Source organism: Ketogulonicigenium vulgare WSH-001 (assembly GCF_000223375.1).
In the GTDB taxonomy this organism is placed as follows: Bacteria; Pseudomonadota; Alphaproteobacteria; order Rhodobacterales; family Rhodobacteraceae; genus Ketogulonicigenium; species Ketogulonicigenium vulgare.
On the sequence record NC_017384.1, the window covers coordinates 2344130 to 2361319 of the forward strand.

The following is a 17190-nucleotide window of genomic DNA, read 5'->3' on the forward strand; positions in this document are numbered from 1 at the left end:
AATTCAAATGTCCGAGACCAAAACCACCATTGACCCCGCTGAGGTCGCAAAATTCGAGGCGATGGCCGCAGAATGGTGGGATCCGAACGGCAAATTCAAACCGCTGCACATGCTGAACCCCTGCCGGTTGGATTATATCACGGCCCAGATTGCGGCACATTTCGGGCGCGATCTGTCGGATGATCTGCCCTTTGCGGGACTGCGGCTGCTCGATATCGGCTGCGGCGGCGGGTTGTTGTCAGAGCCGATGGCGCGTCTTGGGGCGACGGTCGTGGGCGTTGACGCTGCCCCGCGCAATATTCCGGTGGCGAAGGTTCACGCCGCGCAGGTCGGGCTGGATATCGACTATCGCATCGGCACCGCCGAAGCGCTGGCGGCCGCGGACGAGCAATTCGATATCGTGCTGAATATGGAAGTGATCGAACATGTGGCCGATCCCCTTGGCTTTCTGCGCGCCTGTTATGACCTGCTGAAACCGGGCGGCTTGCATATCTGTTCCACGCTGAACCGCACACCCAAAAGCTTTGCCATGGCGATTGTCGGCGCGGAATATGTGATGGGCTGGCTGCCCAAAGGCACGCATGACTGGCAGCGGTTCATCACCCCGAACGAGCTGTATGATCTGCTAGCGCAGGCGCGCCTGCGCGCGATTGATCGCACCGGCATGGTGTTCAACCCAATTGCTTGGAGCTGGAGCCTGTCGGCGCGCGATCTGTCAGTGAATTACGTCACAGCCGCCGTGCGCGACTAATCCGCCGCCTCGAGCTGCGCCATTTTCTGGCGCAGGTCCCGCAGCACCGGCAGCGCCGCCCGCACTTTGGCGGGGCCGACGGCGCTGGCGGCCTCGGTCACCAGGGGGCCGATGGCGGCAACGGCGGCGTCGCGCGCGGCGCGACCGGCCGGGCTGATCGCAACCAGTTTGCGCCGTGCATCATCCCAATCGGGACGAATATGCACCCAACCCGCCCATTCCAATTTGCGCAAAGTATTGGTCATCGCGCCTTTGGTCAGGTGAAAGATGCGGGCAAGCTGGGCGGGGGTTTTCTCGCCTCCGGTATTCGCCAGATGGTTCAGCACCGAAAAATGCGACAGCTCCATCCCGCGCGGCAGGGCACGGCTCAGCGCGGTCGAGACAAGCTGCTCCAGCATCAGAATTTCGGAAAACAGCACGATGGCAAGGTCGTCGCCCTCGCCGCTCATGATTTTATGTCCAGCGTATAGGGGCGGTCATGGGTCAGTGCAGGGATGCGCGCACGGGCATCGGCCACCGCAGCCAGATCCAGATCGACGCAGGTGAACCCGACCGCCTCGCCCGCATCGACGAGGACCTCACCCCAAGGCGAGACGGCCAAGGTATGGCCATAGGTGCGCCGGGGTTGATCAACAGGCACGGTAGAGGGATGCGTGCCGGTTTGCGCCGCCGCCAGCACATAGGCGCCGTTTTCAATCGCGCGGGCGCGCAGCAGCGTGTGCCAATGCGCGGCACCCGTCGCGGGGGTAAAGGCAGCAGGCACCAGCAAGATATCGGCCCCCGCCTGCGCAAGACTGCGGTAAAGATCTGGAAAACGCACGTCATAACAGATCGTTACGCCGACTTTGCCAAAGGGCGTTTCGACCAGAACAACCGTGTCACCGGGGCGGAAAGTCGCGGATTCGCGATACACTTCACTGGCCGAGACCGTCACATCGAACATATGGATCTTGTCATAGCGCGCGACGATCCGGCCGGTGGGATCAATCATAAAGCTGCGATTGGCATAGCGCGCCTCGTCGGTTTTTACCGAGATCGAGCCGATCGACAGCCAGACGCCCAGCCGCGCCGCCTCGTTGCGCAGGGCATCCAGTGTGGGGTCGTCCGCCTCGCGCCGCAGCACCTCGGCACGGCGGGCGGCGGAGGGGGTGATGCAATTCGTCACCTCGGGCGTCAGCAGGAACCCCGCGCCGTCCGCCGCAGCATCGCGCAACAGCGGCAGCGTCTGCGCAAGGTTTTGGGCCGGATCATCGCCCACCGACAGTTGGATCAGCCCGGCCCGCATCATTTAGTCCTGCAACATCGGGTCAAGTTTGCCCGTCTCGTTCAGTTCATACAGGTCATCGCAGCCACCAACATGCTGACCGTCAATGAAAATCTGGGGCACGGTGCGGCGGCCGCCGGCGCGCTCCATCATCTCGGCGCGGCGCGCGGGATGGGCAGCGACATCCACCTCGGCATAGCTGACGCCCTTGCTGGTCAACAGGCGTTTGGCGGCGGCGCAATAGCCACAGGTCGGGGTGGTATAGATTTGAACGGGTTTCATCGGCGTCTCCTGACGGCATATCGCCATAGGTTAACGCGATTTCACCACGCGGGCCAGTGCCAGAACCGAAACCGATGTCGCACCCGCCGCCCGTGCGGCCAAGGTTGCCGCCGCCAGTGTCGCGCCGCTGGTCATCACATCATCGACGATCACCACATCTCGCCCCTGCATCCGCACGCCGCGCTGGGGGTGCGGGTGAATCGCACCATCCAACGCGCGATAACGCGCCGCGCGGCTGTGCCCCTCCAGCGCCTTTGTGCGCCGCAGCCGCACCAGCGCATCGACCGCAACATCCGCGCCCCCCCGCGCGGACAGCCCCTGCGCCAGCAGCGCCGCTTGATTATAGCGCCGCCGCAGCAACCGCGTCCAATGCAGCGGCACCGGCACGATCACCGCGCCGGGCAACCAATCACCTGCGCGCCGCATCAACCAACTGGACAAGGCCGGTGCCAGATCCGTCCGGTCCGCGTGTTTCAACTGCAGGATCAACTGCCGCGCCAATCCCTCATATACCATCAGCGCGCGCCCCCGATCCCAGGGCGGCGCGTGATACAGGCACGCATCGCAGACTGCATCGCCCGCCCCCGGCAGCGGCACCGCACACAGTGTACAACTTGCCCCGGCGATAAAACCCGCGGCAGCCCAGCAGGGCCCGCACAGCGCATTTTCCCCCACCACCGGTGCGGCGCATCCCATGCAGCCGGGCGGATAGATCACATGCGCAATTCGATCCATCAGCCGACCGACGATCATCTTTTGCATCACCCTGCCCCGCGCGCTAAACCATACCCTATGGAACGACTGACCGATCAGACCGCCCTTGCCCTGCACCGTCGCCGCGCTTTGCGCGCCCCCGCGCTGTTCCTGCGCGAGATCATCCGCGATGAGGTGCAGGAGAGGCTCGCGCTGGTTAACAGAAGCTTTACGGCGCCGCTGGTAGTGACGGATTTTCCTGCGCTCTGGCCCGATTTGCCCGCGCAGGCGCCCCAAGGCGATCACCTGCCCCTGCCCGGTGCAGCCCATGACCTGATCGTACTGGATAGCCTGCTGCATTGGGCGAATGATCCGATCGGTCTGCTGGTGCAGGCCCGCCACGCCTTGCGCCCTGACGGCTTGCTGATCGCGCCGTTGTTTGGCGGCCAAACGCTGCATCAACTGCGCGCCGCGCTGGCCGAGGCCGAGGTCGCGCTGACCGGCGGCCTGTCGCCGCGCGTGCTGCCGATGGGCGAGATCCGCGACCTTGGTGCGCTGCTGCAACGTGCGGGGCTGGCTCTGCCGGTGGCCGATAGCGTAACGCTGGAGGTGACACATCCGCATCTATTCGCGCTGGCCGCCGATCTGCGCGGCATGGGCGAGCAGAACGCGCTGGCTGCCCGCCTGCGCCGCCCGACGCCGCGCACCCTGTTTCTGCGCACGGCCCAGATCATGAATGATCGCTTTTCCGACATGGACGGAAAGATCCGATCAACCTTTGAGATCGTATTCTTAACCGGATGGGCGCCCTCGCCCGACCAACCGCAACCCCTGCGCCCCGGCAGTGCCCGCCATCACCTTTCCGAGGTTCTGGCCCGCCTTGCCCCGTCATCGGTTGACGGCGCGCCCAAAATAACTGACTGAACCCGCATTGGATCAGGACAAGAGATAGAGATGTTGAACGTGACCCAAGGTGACAGCAAGATCGGTGTATTGATCGCCAATCTAGGAACCCCGGACGCAACCGATTATTGGTCAGTGCGCCGCTATCTGAATGAATTCCTGTCGGATAAACGGGTCATCGACTATCCTGCGTGGCTGTGGCAACCGATCCTGCAACTGCTGATCCTGTCGCGCCGCCCCTATGCGACCGGCGCCAATTACAAGCTGATCTGGGATAACGAGCGGGATGAAAGCCCGCTGCGCACCATTACCCGCGATCAAACCGATGGCATCCGCGCCGCGCTGCACGCGCAATTCGGCGACCGTGTCGTGGTTGATTTCTGTATGCGCTATGGCAATCCCTCGACCCCGGCAAAGCTGCAAGAGATGGTCGATGCGGGCTGCGACAAGATCGTGTTCTTCCCGCTCTATCCGCAGTTTTCCACCGCAACGACCGCGACCGCCAATGACAAACTGTTCGAGGCCGCGCAAAAGACGCTGAAACAGCCCGCGATCCGCACCGTTCAGCCCTATTTCCACGAGCCGGACTATATCGCCGCGCTGGCCAATTCGATCCGCACCGGCATTGCCGCGTCGGGCAAGGAACACGACCTGTTGGTCTGCACCTATCACGGCATGCCCGAGCGTTATATCCGCATGGGCGACCCCTATCGCGACCAATGCCTTGAGACCACGCGCCTTTTGCGCGCGGAACTGGGCTGGGACGAGGATCGGATCATCACGACCTTTCAGTCGCGGTTTGGCCCCGAGGAATGGCTAAAGCCCTATACCGTCGACCACGTCGCAGAGCTGGCCAAAGCAGGCAAAAAAAGCATCGCCATCTGCTCGCCCGCATTTTCGGCCGATTGCATCGAGACGCTGGAAGAAATCAACGGCGAGATCTGCGAGAGCTTTGAACATGCCGGCGGCGAGGTCTTCACCTATATCCCCTGCCTGAACGCCAATCCCGATCACGTCGCGTTGCTGACGCGCCTTGTCACCGACAACCTAAAGGGTTGGATCTGAATGCAAAACGCCGGCCCCAAGGCCGGCGTTTTCACTTTACAGCACGTAAACTTGGGTGCCGTTACGGGCAAAGCCGTAAAGTTCGATGATGTGCTCGTTATAAAGACCGACACAGCCGTTCGAGGACGGACGACCGATCTTGCGCGTGTCATGCGTGCCGTGAATGCGGTAATATTCCCACGACAGATACAGCGCGCGCACGCCCAGCGGGTTCATCGGATCGCCGCCCGGCACCACGGCGGGCCATTCGGGGTTACGCTCGCGCATCGACGGGGTCGGACGCCAGGTCGGGTTCTCGCGCATTTCCACGACTTGGGTGCGGCCGCGGCGGGTCAGCGTCTCGTCCAGCGGGACGGACGAGGGATACAGGCGATAGATGCTTTCGTCCTGCGACCAAAAGTGCACCGCGCGCGATTCCAGATCGCACAAGATGGCACCGTTGCGCAGATCGGTGAAATAGGGCCGCCAATCGCGCATGTGGAACGCCGAGACGTTACGCTGCACCGATTGCGAAATCGGCGCCTCCATCTGCGTGGTGTTTTCCATGGCAAGCGCCGGTGCCGCCAGCGCGGCCACCCCCAATGTCACGCCTGATGCGATGAAGCGACGGCGGCTCAGCCCTGTTTTGAACGTGTCTTCCATGTCGTTGCTCCTGCCCCTTCGGGATTCTTTGCTCATACCGCAAATAGAGTGCCCGCGCCTTTGCCGCAATTCACACAAGTGTCAAATTTGGTGAGAGGGTTTGAAGCGCAACAGTGAAGCAGATAAAGAGAGGACAACAACCCAAGGGGAAGACCATGCTGCGCCGTGCTTTTTTGTCTGCGATTGCTTTGTCCTTTGTCGCCGCCTGCACCAGCGGCGCTACGCGTGCACGCATCGGGCCTGACGGCCTGCCGCTGCCAACCATCTATCGCATCGGGCCCGAGCAGGCCGCCGCGATCCCGTTCCGTATGCTGGAATCGATCAATACGCTGCGGTCTGCGCGCGGCGCATCGCCCCTGCAACTGGATGCGCAGCTGAACGCGGCCGCCGCGACCCATTCGCGCGACATGGCGATTCAGAACCGCCCGTGGCACTTTGGCTCGGACGGCTCGTCGCCGCTGGATCGGCTGCGCCGCGTCGGCTATCCGGGCGCGCTGGTGGGCGAGGCAATCTCGGAATCCTACGAGAACGAGATCCAAACCCTGTCGGTCTGGATGGAAAACCCCGATATCCGTGATGTCATTTTGGACAGCAGCGCGACCCGCATGGGCCTTGCCTGGCTGCAAGAAGACGGCGGCAAAATCTGGTGGACATTGGTGATCGCCCGTTAAGGGCGATCATTCAACCCGCTGATATCACGAGAAAATGTGGATGCGCGCACCCAGCGGTACCAGGCGGTAGATCTCTTCGACCTCGGCATTGGTCACGGCCATACAGCCGACCGTCCAGTCGCCCGCGCCCACAAAGCGCTGCGGTGTGCCATGGATAAAGATATCGCCGCCGGGGCTGCGATTATACTGTTTGGCATATTCGCGATCAGCAAGGTTCGGATAGGAAATACCCACCGACAGATGATAGGCGCTGCGCGGATTGCGGCGATCCATCGTATAGATCCCCTCGGGCGTTTTACCGTCGCCTTCGAACTGTTTGTGCCCCACGGGCTGAAAGCCAAGGCCGAAATTATAGCTGCGCACGACCGTATCATTCGCCATCAGATAGAGGCTACGGTTCCCCTTATAGGCCAGCAAATGCGTCACCGGCGTATTGGGGTCAGGTATAATCACCGGCGGGCCGTCAGGGCGCCGCGCACATGCTGCTACCGTTAAGAGGGCGGCGCCGCCAAGAAGGGCGCGTCGGGTAAATTCTGTCACTGTCCTGCTCGTCTACGCTGCGCGGCATTGATGCCGTGGTTTTTTTCTTTCCATAGCGCAGGACGGGCGTTTCGCAAAGTGTGCAAAATTCGCGGCGATAGCCCTCACACCCTTGTGAAACGGGTCACCAGCTCGACATGGGTCGACCAGCGGAACTGATCGACGACCCAGATCGGGCCCATCTGAAAACCCGCCTCGACCAGAATGCGCGCATCGCGGGCAAAGGTCACGGGATTGCACGATACCATGGCAATCACCGGCACGCTTGCGGCAGCCAGTTGGCGCACCTGCGCCTCGGCCCCGGCGCGGGGCGGGTCGATAATCGCCGCGTCAAAGTCTTTGAGATCAATTGGCAAAAGCGGGTTGCGAAACAGGTCGCGCACCTCGGTCGTCAGCTTGCGCAAGCCGCCCGCGGCGCGCCAACCGCGCTGCAGTGCCTCGATCATGGGGGCGACACTTTCGACGGCGTGAACCTCGGTTTTACTCGCAAGGGGCAGCGAGAATGTGCCGCAGCCCGCAAACAGATCGACCACACGGGACGCATCACCTATGGCCTCGCGCACCTTATTTAGCAGGGTATTTTCCCCCTCGGCGGTCGCCTGCAAAAATGATCCGGGCGGCGGCACTACGGGGGCCGCGCCCATGTTTTGGACAGGCGGGGCGCGCAAAACAGCACTCTCTTGACCCCAGGTGATTCGCGCAAAACCCGCACGTTCCGCGATGCGGGCCAGATCGCCGACCAGCTCGGGCGTCAGCGTCCGTTCACTCTCGACCTGCAAATCGGCACCGGCGGTGGATTGCGTGACCAGAAGGCCCGCCTCCGCCTTGCGCGAGGCGGCAAGGTTCGCAACCTCGGCCAGTGCGGGCATCAGCGCGGCGATTTCCGGTACGATCAACTGGCAATCGGGCACCTCGACCAGCATGTCCGAACCGCGCGCCTTGAAGCCGATGACACCGCCGGATTTGTTGCGGCGCCCGGTGAATTTTGCGCGGCGACGGCTGCGGGCGGGCGAGGTAAGGGTGCCCGCAATCTCGCCGCTCAACTGCTGACCGGCAAGGGCACGGGCGACAATCTCGGCCTTCCAGTCCGCGACAAAGGCATCGTCCGCGTGTTGCATGGCGCAGCCGCCACAGGTTTTGAAATGACGGCAAGGCGGTGCCACGCGGCGAGGCGAGGGGGTGATGATCCGGGCAGAACCGTCATCCTTCACCTCGACCTCTTCGCCGGGCAGGGTGCGCGGCACCAAAGTACCATCGGCCAGACGGCCCATCGCGTGATGTGTCAGCGCCTCGATAATCGGCATGGTCAACCCTTCAGTTCGTCTTTGCCTAGGGAGAAATCGGATGCGATCCAGCGCGCTTCAGCCGCGCGCAGGGCCTGCCCCAATGCGGGGCCGGACAGGGGTAGGTCGCTGGATTTAAGCGGAAATTTTTGCGCTGCCGCCCAACCCGCGCGGGCGCGCAGATCAGCGGGCGGCATTTGCGACAGGCTGGCATAGGTAATCACGGCCATATCCAGCGCGATATCCGCGCCATACCGATAGGCCGCCTCATGCAATGGCTGCGGGTTTTGCATTTGCGCCAGCACGCGCGCCTCGGCATTCGACAGGCGCAGCAGGCGAGCCGCATCTTCGCCGCCGATCGCGGCAAGGCGGCGCATGGGCGCGGGCGGCAGGGCCATTAGCCCCTCGATATGCACCAGCGCGGGCAGGGTGCCGAGGCCCGCGCCCGGCAGGATACGCAGCAGCACGCCCGACTGCGCCATCGCCGCAATGGCGGGCGCGGGGTCGGGCGCGGACAACAGTTTGCGCATCTCGGCCCCGACGCGTTCGCGCGAGAGCCCCTCGATCCCGTCGGCAAGCTCGGCGCAGGCGGCAAGACCGTCCGCATCAATCGCCCCAGCCTCGCCGTACCACGCGTGAAAGCGGAAGAACCGCAGGATGCGCAGGTAATCCTCGCGGATGCGGGTCGGCGCATCGCCGATAAAACGAACGGTGCCCGACAGGGCATCGGGCAGGCCGCCCACCGGATCGGCCAGCGTGCCATCGGGCGCGGCGTAAAGTGCGTTCATGGTGAAATCGCGTCGCGCCGCATCCTCGGCCAAGTCGGTGCCGAATACGACGCGCGCATGGCGCCCGTCCGTTTCGACATCGCGGCGAAATGTGGTGATCTCGACCGGGCCCTGCGCGGTCAGCACGGTGATTGTGCCATGATCGATGCCGGTATCAACGGTGCGAAGACCGGATAATGCGGCTTTAACCTGCGCAGGCGTTGCGTCAGTGGCCATATCGACATCCGTCGCGCCACCGCCAATCACCGCATTACGCACACAGCCACCCACAAACCACGCCTGATGTCCCGCGCCGGTCAGCGTGGCACATATGTCCTGCAAAGCGCTGTGGTGCAGCCAATCGGCGTCTAACTTCATCGGCAGACCTGTAAAAATCCCCGCGCAGATCGCGCCCGCGCGGGGAATGGTTTAGAAAGTTGTTTTAGAAACCTGGCGGCTTGTCACCGACGAAGCCGACGGTCTTTGGGTCCAGCACATAATGCGCGCCGCAGAACTGGCAGTCTGCGGTGACGGTGCCCTCGGTCGTGACCATATGCGCAATATCCTTTTGCGAATAGATCGACAGCGATTGGCGCACCTTATCCTCGGAACACGAACAGCCGAACTGCACCGCTTGCGTTTCGAACACGCGGGGCTGCTCTTCGTGGAACAGGCGCGTCAACAGGCTGGTCGAGGTCACGTTCGGGCCGATCAGCTCGAGCTCTTCGACCGTATCCAACAAAACATTGGCGCGGTTCCAGTTTTCGCCGTCATCGGTTTCGGGCAGGGCGACAGGCGCGACCTGACCTTCACCGACCTTTAGCAAAGACGAGGCTTTGGGCATGTGCTGCAGCATCACGCCGCCCGCACGCCACCGCTCGCCACGGCCCGGCTCGTGTGAGCGGCCATAGGACAGTGCGAACCGCGTCGGGATCTGCTCCGATTGGCGGAAATAGGCCTCGGCACAGGCCGCAAGCGAGCCGCCCTCGAGCGAGGTGATCCCCGAATAGGGCTCGGTCCCTTCGCCTTGGTCGATCAGGATCGCGAAATAGCCTTTTTCGCCAATCAGGCTGAAGGGCTCGGCATCGGGGTCCAGACGGTCGGGGTCAAAGCTGGCGTAACCGCGAATGCGCGCGGGCTGGCCGTCTTCGCTGGGCCCGTAATAATCGGTCGCGATAATCCGGGCCGGGCCATCGCCGCGCACCTGAATGGACAGCTTCCAGCGCAGGTCAATGGTCTGGCCGATCAACGCGGTCAGCAGGACAGCCTCGGCCACCAGACCTTCGATCGCGGCGGGGTAATTGTGCTGGCGCAGCACGTCTTGCAGGACGCCGTCGAGCCGCGCCACTCGACCGCGCACATCGGCAAGGTCAAGCTGGAACGGCAAAACCGTATCGTCCCAGGCGAGTTGGGTGCCTTGGGTCATTTATAATCCTCGAACTGGACGGATTGCGTTACCGCGATCATATAGGGCGGTAAACCAGAATCTTAAAGAGGTATGCGATGATCCCCCGTTTTGGCGAATCCGTCCGCGCCGACATCCGTTACACGCTGCGCCCGGGTGCCTATGGGATCATTTTGCGCGGCAATTCCATTCTGACAACGCTGCAAATGCCCGATGCCGAATTTCAATTGCCCGGCGGCGGGATTGAAAAAGGCGAGAGCCCGACGCAGGGCCTGATGCGCGAAGTGCGCGAGGAAACCGGTTGGCACATCACCCAACCGCGCCGCGTCGGGGCCTATCGTCGGTTCTGCTACATGCCGGAATATGATCTATGGGCAGAAAAGCTATGTATGCTTTATGTGGCGCGGCCCGTGCGCCAGATCAGCGCCCCCAGCGAGCCCGGCCATACCGCTCTTTGGATGGATATCGCCGATGCGCTGGAGATGTTGGAAAACAGCGGCGAGCGCGCTTGGCTGCGCCGCCTGCTGTAATCAGTGGGCGGGCAGTTCCCGCCCCTCGACCAATACACCGTAAAGCGTGGTCAGCAGGCACAGGCCCAGCAGCGTGCTGAACCACAAAACGCCGATATTCAGCCCAAAGCTGAGCATTGGTGAGATACCGTCAAACACCGATACGATCAGCGACAGCACCACATTCAGCAGCGTGACAATAACCGCGATCACAAAGATCTGGCCCGACACAGGGTTCGTCGCCCGCCAGGCCTGAAACACGCCCATCTTTGCGCCGACCGAAGCCGCTGGCAACACAAGGCCAAAGCGCAGCGACAGCCACATGACCACCAGCGTAATGGCAAAACCGCCCAGCGTGCCGACGATGATGCTGGGCAGGAACACCAGTCCCATCATCATAATGCCGATCACAGCGCTGACAGGCACAAGGATCAAAACCAGCATGGCCGAGACGACAATCGTCTTCCACATATAGCCCGCCAATTCGTTTTGCGGGATGCGGGGCAGCAGTCCGGGATATTCTTCCAGCAAAACAAAGCGGTGCCACGACACCGCCGTCCATGCCGAGATAAAGATAAAGACGACGAATATGATCAACGCCGTCAGCAATTCCTCGAACGAGGGGACCTCTTCGGGGCCGGGACTATAGGTCATCAGGCCAAAGACATCGACGCCCGTGGCGAATTGCAGGCCAAACAAACAGGCGATGCCGATCAGCGCCGGCCCGACCGATACCGCCAGTGCCTGACGCCAATTGCGCAGCACCATGGAAATCCCGTGACGGACAGTCTCGCGCCCAAGGCTTGCATTCGTGGTCATGTTTTCTCCCTCATGGCCCTACAGCAAGAAGCTGGTCAGCATTTCATTTTCGGTGATGTCCTGATAGCCAAAGCCGCCTTCGGTCATGCGTTTCAGCAGGATATCAAAATTCTCGCGCTTGGTCGTCTCCAGACCCAGCAGGATCGTCCCGAAGTTGCGTGCGTTCTTTTTCAGATATTCGAACCGCGACACATCATCATCGGGACCAAGCATCATCAGGAAATCGCGCAGCGCGCCGGGGCGCTGGGGTAGGCGCAGGATGAAATAGCGCTTTAGCCCGCGATACCGCTGGGCGCGCTCTTTGACTTCGGGCAGACGTTCGAAATCGAAATTACCGCCAGACACCACACAAACCACGGTCTTGCCGCGGATCTGATCGGCGATGTCCTGCAGCGCATCGATCGACAGGGCCCCTGCAGGCTCCAGCACGATGCCTTCGATATTCAGCACCTCGATCATCGTGGCGCAGATACGATCCTCGGGCGCGCGCAGGACAGAGCCCGAGCTGACCCAATCCAGCGCATCAAAATTATGCTTGCCGATGCGGGCGACGGCTGCGCCATCGACAAAGCCATCGACCTTGTTCAGCGTGACAGGCGCGTGTTCAGCGACGGCCGCCGACAGGCTGGCCGCACCGGTCGGCTCGACGAAACGGAAACTCGTATCCGCTTTGATGGCGCGCATATAGCTGGTGGTGCCCGCTGACAGGCCGCCTCCGCCGACGGGGACGATCATCACATCGGGCGCACGGCCCAGTTGTTCCATGATCTCGACCGTGATGGTCGATTGGCCTAGGATCACATCAGGATCATCATAAGGCGCAAGGAAATAGGCGCCCTGATCGGCACAGAACTTTTGCGCCGCCGACAGGGATTGATCGAAATAGTCACCGATCAAACGGATCTGCACGTTTTCACCGCCAAAGGCGCGCGTCTTGTCGATCTTTTGCTGCGGCGTCGTCACCGGCATGAAGATCGTGCCTTTCACGCCAAAATGCTTGCAGGCAAAGGCCAGACCCTGCGCGTGGTTGCCTGCGCTTGCACAGACAAAATGCGACTGCGCCGGATCGCGCGCCAGTACCATCCGCATCGCCGTAAAAGCGCCGCGAATCTTGTAACTGCGCACGGGCGTCAGATCCTCGCGTTTCAGCCAAATATCGGCTTCATATCGCTGGGACAGGTAATCATTGCGCTGCAGAGGCGTCTCGGGAAAGAGATCGCGCAGGGCAAGCGTCGCGGCGCGGGCGTTTTCGACAAAAGTGCTCATGCGTCATTCATTAGACCGCCGCCGAATGCGCGTCCAGTTGCGGTTTCACGCGGACGCCCTTGTGGCCTTGTAAAAAACGCCCTAGACCCATCGCAAAACTGTTTCACTCCGACGGAGCCTTGCAATGTCCGCACAAAAGCCCGCACCGAAAAAGGTCGTGCTCGCCTATTCCGGTGGTCTCGATACTTCGATCATCCTGAAATGGCTGCAAACCGAATACGGTTGCGAAGTCGTGACCTTTACCGCCGATCTAGGTCAGGGCGAAGAGCTGGAGCCCGCGCGCCAAAAGGCGCTGCTGCTGGGCATCAAGGAAGAGAATATCCATATCGTCGACCTGCGCGAAGAATTCGTGCGCGACTTTGTCTTCCCGATGTTCCGCGCCAATGCGGTTTATGAGGGGCTCTATCTGCTGGGCACCTCGATCGCGCGTCCGCTGATCTCGAAAAAGCTGGTTGAAATTGCACAGGCCACCGGTGCCGATGCAGTTGCGCACGGCGCGACCGGCAAGGGCAATGACCAAGTGCGGTTCGAACTGGGCGTCGCCGCCCTCGACCCGGCGATCAAGGTCATCGCACCTTGGCGCGAATGGGATTTGATGTCGCGCACGCAACTTCTTGCTTTTGCTGAGGAAAATCAGATTCCGATTGCAAAGGACAAACGTGGCGAGGCGCCGTTCTCGGTCGATGCGAACCTGCTGCACACCTCGTCCGAAGGCAAAATTCTGGAAAACCCCGCCGAGGAAGCGCCCGATTATGTCGCGCAGCGTATCGTCGCCGTGGAAGATGCGCCGAACACGCCCGAAATCATCGAAATCACCTTTGAAAAGGGTGACGCCACCGCCATCAACGGCGAGGCGATGTCCCCCGCAAGCATCCTGACCAAGCTGAACGAGCTGGGCGCGAAACACGGCATCGGCCTGCTGGATTTCGTGGAAAACCGTTTCGTCGGTATGAAATCGCGCGGTGTCTACGAGACTCCCGGCGGTACGATCCTGTTGGAAGCCCACCGCGGCATCGAACAAATCACGCTGGATTCGGGTGCGGGTCACCTGAAAGACAGCATCATGCCGCGCTATGCCGAGCTGATCTATAACGGCTTCTGGTTCAGCCCCGAGCGTGAGGCCCTGCAGGCGCTGATCGACCACACGCAGGAATATGTCACCGGCACCGTCCGCCTGAAACTGTACAAGGGCGTTGCGCGCACGATCGCACGTTGGTCGGATTACTCGCTGTATTCCGAAAAGCACGTGACGTTCGAGGAAGATGCAGGCGCCTATGATCAAAAGGACGCAGCAGGCTTTATCCACCTGAACGCCCTGCGCCTGCGTCTGGTTGCAAACCGCAATGCGCGCGTGAAAAAGTAAGCCGTTTCAAGCGGTTGAAACACAGAAGGCCGGGGTTTCCCCCGGCCTTTATTTTTATCCGCATCAAGCTGGCTGTTTCAGGCCGCGCGCGAGAAATAGCCATACATCTGCGCCAGTGCCTTTTCGGCAGCATCGCAGGCGGCTTTGTTATCTTGGGCTTTTGCCGCAGGTTTCGCGATGATCGCTGCTGCGGGCTTTGTTTGGGTCGGGGCGTCCGTCATGGTGCATCTCCTTCGTCCGTCCATAGGCAGATATACGGTATGCAATTGCACACAGCACCCCATAGTTTTGCATGGGGGCCATGTGCGGGACGCATTGCGACCTTATATTTAAGGCGTGATCCGATACTGCGCGAGACGCTGGTAATAGGGCAGCGCCGCATCGGCGAGCGCCTGAAACGCACCACTTAAGACCGGCAGATCACCCTCGGGCGCCTCGAAGCCGCTGGACCCATGCACCGCGCCGTACCAATGCGGCGCCCAAACGCCATCATCCGCATGGCCGCCAGCGGGCCAGCGCAGCATATTGTCGGTATAGGGAATGCCGATTGCGGCACAAAGCGCAGCCAGCGTGCGAGCCGGATCGGCGCGGATATCGTGGCTGTCGACCACAACCGGGCGATGTCCCAGCCAGCCGGTTACCTCATCAAACAGTTGTTCTTGTTGCGGAAATCCGATGTCATCTAACGTTGGCTGATCACGTTTGCGGGCATAGCTGGCAATGACCCGTGCCGGATGGCGGATCAGGAACACGTTGATGCAGTCGCGCATAAAGCTGCGGTCAAAGCCGTCCACCATATGCAGCGTCATATGCTTTTGATAAAATACCGGTGCGCCGTGCGGGGCAGGGCCGCGACAGGCGGCGGCAACGCGGGCGGGGTCATCCTCATGCGCGGCGATGATGTCGTCGCGCATCGGATGGTCAATGCCGGTCGCCTTCAGATAGGCGGCATAGAATGGCTCGTCCCAGATATCGCAATCGCCGCGCGCGCCAAAAGCATACATCAGCGCGGTCGACAGATTGCGGGGGCCCGACCACATGGCGATGCGGGTCGTCATGTGCGGTTTACCAGTTCTTTATAAAGACCGCGCAGGCGCAGGGTCATCGGGCCCATCTCGCCCGTGCCGATGGTGCGGCCATCAATCGTGCCGACAGGCGTTTGCGCGCCAAAAGTGCCGGTCAAGAACGCCTCATCCGCGACATAGGTGTCAACCAGCGAAAAGTTCCGCTCATGCACCGGAATGCCATTTTCGCGGCAGACCTGGATCACCTTGCGGCGGGTGATGCCGTTCATGCAGTAATCGCCGGTGCTGGTCCAAACCTCGCCCTTTTTCACAATGAAAAAGTTGCAGGCGTTGGTTGTGTTCACAAAACCGTGCACGTCCAGCATCAGCGCCTCGTCCGCGCCCGCCTTTTCGGCGGCGATACAGGCAAGGATACAGTTCAGTTTGGAATGCGAATTCAGCTTTGGGTCCTGCGTCATCGGCAGGCCGCGCAGATGCGGCACAGTCGCAAGGCGGATCGGGCGCGGGATCGAGGGCTTGGAATGCTCCATAATGATCGCGACGGTCGGGCCCTGCTGCGACAGGCGGGGATGCTGGAAGGGACGGGTCTTGACGCCGCGCGTGACCATCAACCGGCAATGCACATCGCCCTGCATCTGGTTCGCCGCCTGCGTGTCATAGACGGCTTGCTTCACCTCATCCGGTGTCATGCCGATATCCATGTCGATGGCCTTTGCGGCCTCGAACAGACGCTCCATATGCTCGTCGATAAAGGCCCATTTGCCGTCGTAAAGGCGCATCCCCTCCCACACGCCATCACCCAGCATGAAGCCGGAATCGTAAATGGAAACAACGGCATCGGCGCGTGGCACGATGCGGCCGTTCACATAGTAAAGCAGGGATTCGTTGCGGGCGTCTTCCTCGGCCTTATGGGTCGAGACATGGGTGTTCGTGGACATAGTGCGGCTCACCTGATGGATTTTCACCCATCAGGCACCGGATCAGCCCCTGTCGCAAGCGTTCAAACCGAAAAAGTCTGAACTTCCGGCAGTTTCGGGATCACATCGGCTGTGCCATGGCGCATGACCATTAACGCGCCCGCTTTCATCGCCTGATTGATCGCCTCGGGCATCAGCAAACCATTGTCGAGGCCCGCGATAATATAGCCGGTGACCGTATCGCCCGCGCCGGTGGTATCCACGGGGGTGACTTTGATGGCGGGAAACTTTTGCACGCCATCCTCGCCATACCAGGCGGCACCATCGCCGCCCAAAGTGACGATCACATCGCGCACGCCCAGATCTTGCGGCGCTTTGCCGGTGGCCTCTTGTAGCTGCGCGGCCTCGACCTCGTTCAGGATGAGAAAGTCGATATGGGGCAGGACAGCCTCGACTGCAGCCGCGCTAAAGGGCGCAGCGGCATAGGCAACCCACAGACCGGCCGCGCGGGCCAGACGTGCGGCCTCGGCCTGATTATTGGTCTCGTTCTGCATGACAAAACGGTCACCGATCTTCGCCTCGGCCAGCGCGGCCTTTAGCACCTCAAGGGGGACGGCATTATTCGCACCCGAATAGACGATGATCGCGTTTTCGCCCGAGCGGTCGACCGTGATGATCGCATGGCCCGTCGCCTCGTCCACCGTGGCGATAAAACCCGTATCGACGCCATATTCGGCAAGGCGTGCCACCGGCCAATCCAGATCGCGACCAACCGCGCCGATATGGACAACCTTGCCGCCCGCGCGCGACATCGCAACCGACATATTCGCGCCCTTGCCGCCCAGTCCGGTCAGCAGGTTGCTGGCCACGATCGTCTCGCCGGGCGCTACGATATGATGCAGCGCATAGGTGTTGTCGACGTTGATCGACCCCAAATTCCAGATTGTCATGCTTTGCGTTCCTCATCCCGCGTTGCTCCATCCTTAATGGATCGGGCCGCCACTGGGCAAGATCGCGCGTTACGG

The 17190-nt window shown here is 61.5% G+C and carries 21 protein-coding genes; 6 read left to right on the forward strand and 15 right to left on the reverse strand.

Going from position 1 to position 17190, the window contains the following annotated elements; translation table 11 throughout:
• The first annotated feature begins 7 nt into the window (after positions 1-7).
• The gene (gene ubiG / locus KVU_RS11685) at positions 8-751 is read left to right on the forward strand and encodes a bifunctional 2-polyprenyl-6-hydroxyphenol methylase/3-demethylubiquinol 3-O-methyltransferase UbiG (RefSeq protein ID WP_014538043.1); all 744 of its coding nucleotides are present in this window, start codon (positions 8-10) and stop codon (positions 749-751) included.
• Here ubiG and KVU_RS11690 read toward each other — a convergent pair.
• From KVU_RS11690 to KVU_RS11705, 4 genes are read right to left on the reverse strand one after another with little or no spacing between them, the layout of a single operon-like run.
• Complete coding sequence (locus KVU_RS11690; protein WP_013385445.1) at positions 748-1200, reverse strand: MarR family winged helix-turn-helix transcriptional regulator; 453 nt, start codon at positions 1198-1200, stop codon at positions 748-750. The two genes, ubiG and KVU_RS11690, sit on opposite strands and share 4 nt — an antisense overlap.
• Positions 1197-2036 carry a carbon-nitrogen hydrolase family protein gene (locus tag KVU_RS11695; RefSeq protein WP_193365317.1) on the reverse strand — a complete coding sequence of 280 codons (840 nt, stop codon included), beginning with the start codon at positions 2034-2036 and terminating at the stop codon, positions 1197-1199. The genes KVU_RS11690 and KVU_RS11695 overlap by 4 nt, the downstream gene beginning before the upstream one ends.
• A 3-nt stretch (positions 2037-2039) precedes the next feature.
• A complete protein-coding gene (grxC, locus tag KVU_RS11700; protein WP_013385447.1) occupies positions 2040-2297 on the reverse strand; it encodes a glutaredoxin 3 in 258 nt (85 codons plus the stop codon).
• A gap of 30 nt (positions 2298-2327) precedes the next feature.
• Positions 2328-3059, reverse strand: a complete 732-nt coding sequence (locus KVU_RS11705) for a ComF family protein (protein WP_014538044.1) — start codon at positions 3057-3059, stop codon at positions 2328-2330.
• A gap of 30 nt (positions 3060-3089) precedes the next feature.
• Here KVU_RS11705 and KVU_RS11710 point away from each other — a divergent pair, with 30 nt between their 5' ends.
• Both KVU_RS11710 and hemH read left to right on the forward strand, forming a co-directional pair.
• A complete protein-coding gene (locus KVU_RS11710) occupies positions 3090-3914 on the forward strand; it encodes a methyltransferase domain-containing protein (RefSeq protein ID WP_013385449.1) in 825 nt (274 codons plus the stop codon).
• Positions 3915-3944: 30 nt separating this feature from the next.
• Entirely contained in the window at positions 3945-4958 is a 1014-nt protein-coding gene (hemH, locus tag KVU_RS11715) for a ferrochelatase (protein WP_013385450.1), read from the forward strand.
• A 36-nt stretch (positions 4959-4994) separates the two neighbouring features.
• On the opposite strand, the gene KVU_RS11720 is transcribed toward hemH, so the two are convergent.
• Positions 4995-5600, reverse strand: a complete 606-nt coding sequence (locus KVU_RS11720; protein ID WP_013385451.1) for a L,D-transpeptidase — start codon at positions 5598-5600, stop codon at positions 4995-4997.
• A gap of 155 nt (positions 5601-5755) precedes the next feature.
• Between KVU_RS11720 and dalA the strand changes: the two genes are divergently transcribed.
• Positions 5756-6271: a divisome-associated lipoprotein DalA gene (dalA, locus tag KVU_RS11725; protein ID WP_060486290.1), complete on the forward strand. Its 516-nt coding sequence runs from the start codon at positions 5756-5758 to the stop codon at positions 6269-6271.
• A 24-nt stretch (positions 6272-6295) separates the two neighbouring features.
• Here dalA and KVU_RS11730 read toward each other — a convergent pair whose 3' ends face one another.
• The 4 genes from KVU_RS11730 to hslO all read right to left on the reverse strand — a co-directional run bounded on the left by KVU_RS11730 (position 6296) and on the right by hslO (position 10287).
• Complete coding sequence (locus KVU_RS11730) at positions 6296-6724, reverse strand: L,D-transpeptidase family protein (protein WP_013385453.1); 429 nt, start codon at positions 6722-6724, stop codon at positions 6296-6298.
• A gap of 191 nt (positions 6725-6915) precedes the next feature.
• On the reverse strand, positions 6916-8115 hold the full coding sequence (locus tag KVU_RS11735) for a class I SAM-dependent RNA methyltransferase (RefSeq protein ID WP_013385454.1): 1200 nt from the start codon (positions 8113-8115) through the stop codon (positions 6916-6918).
• 2 nt (positions 8116-8117) lie between these two features.
• Positions 8118-9239, reverse strand: a complete 1122-nt coding sequence (locus tag KVU_RS11740) for a CCA tRNA nucleotidyltransferase (RefSeq protein ID WP_013385455.1) — start codon at positions 9237-9239, stop codon at positions 8118-8120.
• 64 nt (positions 9240-9303) lie between these two features.
• Positions 9304-10287, reverse strand: coding sequence for an Hsp33 family molecular chaperone HslO (gene hslO, locus KVU_RS11745; RefSeq protein ID WP_013385456.1), 984 nt, complete (start codon positions 10285-10287; stop codon positions 9304-9306).
• A 77-nt stretch (positions 10288-10364) separates the two neighbouring features.
• Between hslO and KVU_RS11750 the strand changes: the two genes are divergently transcribed.
• A complete protein-coding gene (locus tag KVU_RS11750; protein WP_013385457.1) occupies positions 10365-10796 on the forward strand; it encodes an NUDIX domain-containing protein in 432 nt (143 codons plus the stop codon).
• Here the strand turns inward: KVU_RS11750 and KVU_RS11755 are convergent, their stop codons facing one another.
• Positions 10797-11594, reverse strand: coding sequence for a hypothetical protein (locus KVU_RS11755; RefSeq protein WP_013385458.1), 798 nt, complete (start codon positions 11592-11594; stop codon positions 10797-10799).
• A gap of 18 nt (positions 11595-11612) precedes the next feature.
• The gene (ilvA, locus tag KVU_RS11760) at positions 11613-12860 is read right to left on the reverse strand and encodes a threonine ammonia-lyase IlvA (protein ID WP_013385459.1); all 1248 of its coding nucleotides are present in this window, start codon (positions 12858-12860) and stop codon (positions 11613-11615) included.
• Positions 12861-12984: 124 nt separating this feature from the next.
• Here ilvA and KVU_RS11765 point away from each other — a divergent pair, with 124 nt between their 5' ends.
• Positions 12985-14223, forward strand: coding sequence for an argininosuccinate synthase (locus tag KVU_RS11765; RefSeq protein WP_013385460.1), 1239 nt, complete (start codon positions 12985-12987; stop codon positions 14221-14223).
• Positions 14224-14300: 77 nt separating this feature from the next.
• On the opposite strand, the gene KVU_RS16140 is transcribed toward KVU_RS11765, so the two are convergent.
• The 4 genes from KVU_RS16140 to KVU_RS11780 form a co-directional block, all read right to left on the reverse strand.
• A complete protein-coding gene (locus tag KVU_RS16140) occupies positions 14301-14444 on the reverse strand; it encodes a hypothetical protein (RefSeq protein ID WP_013385461.1) in 144 nt (47 codons plus the stop codon).
• A gap of 108 nt (positions 14445-14552) precedes the next feature.
• On the reverse strand, positions 14553-15281 hold the full coding sequence (locus tag KVU_RS11770; RefSeq protein ID WP_013385462.1) for a sulfotransferase-like domain-containing protein: 729 nt from the start codon (positions 15279-15281) through the stop codon (positions 14553-14555).
• On the reverse strand, positions 15278-16186 hold the full coding sequence (locus tag KVU_RS11775) for a D-amino acid aminotransferase (protein WP_013385463.1): 909 nt from the start codon (positions 16184-16186) through the stop codon (positions 15278-15280). Before KVU_RS11775 ends, KVU_RS11770 begins: the two co-directional genes overlap by 4 nt.
• 62 nt (positions 16187-16248) lie before the next feature.
• Complete coding sequence (locus KVU_RS11780) at positions 16249-17115, reverse strand: ribokinase (protein ID WP_013385464.1); 867 nt, start codon at positions 17113-17115, stop codon at positions 16249-16251.
• Positions 17116-17190 lie beyond the last annotated feature (75 nt).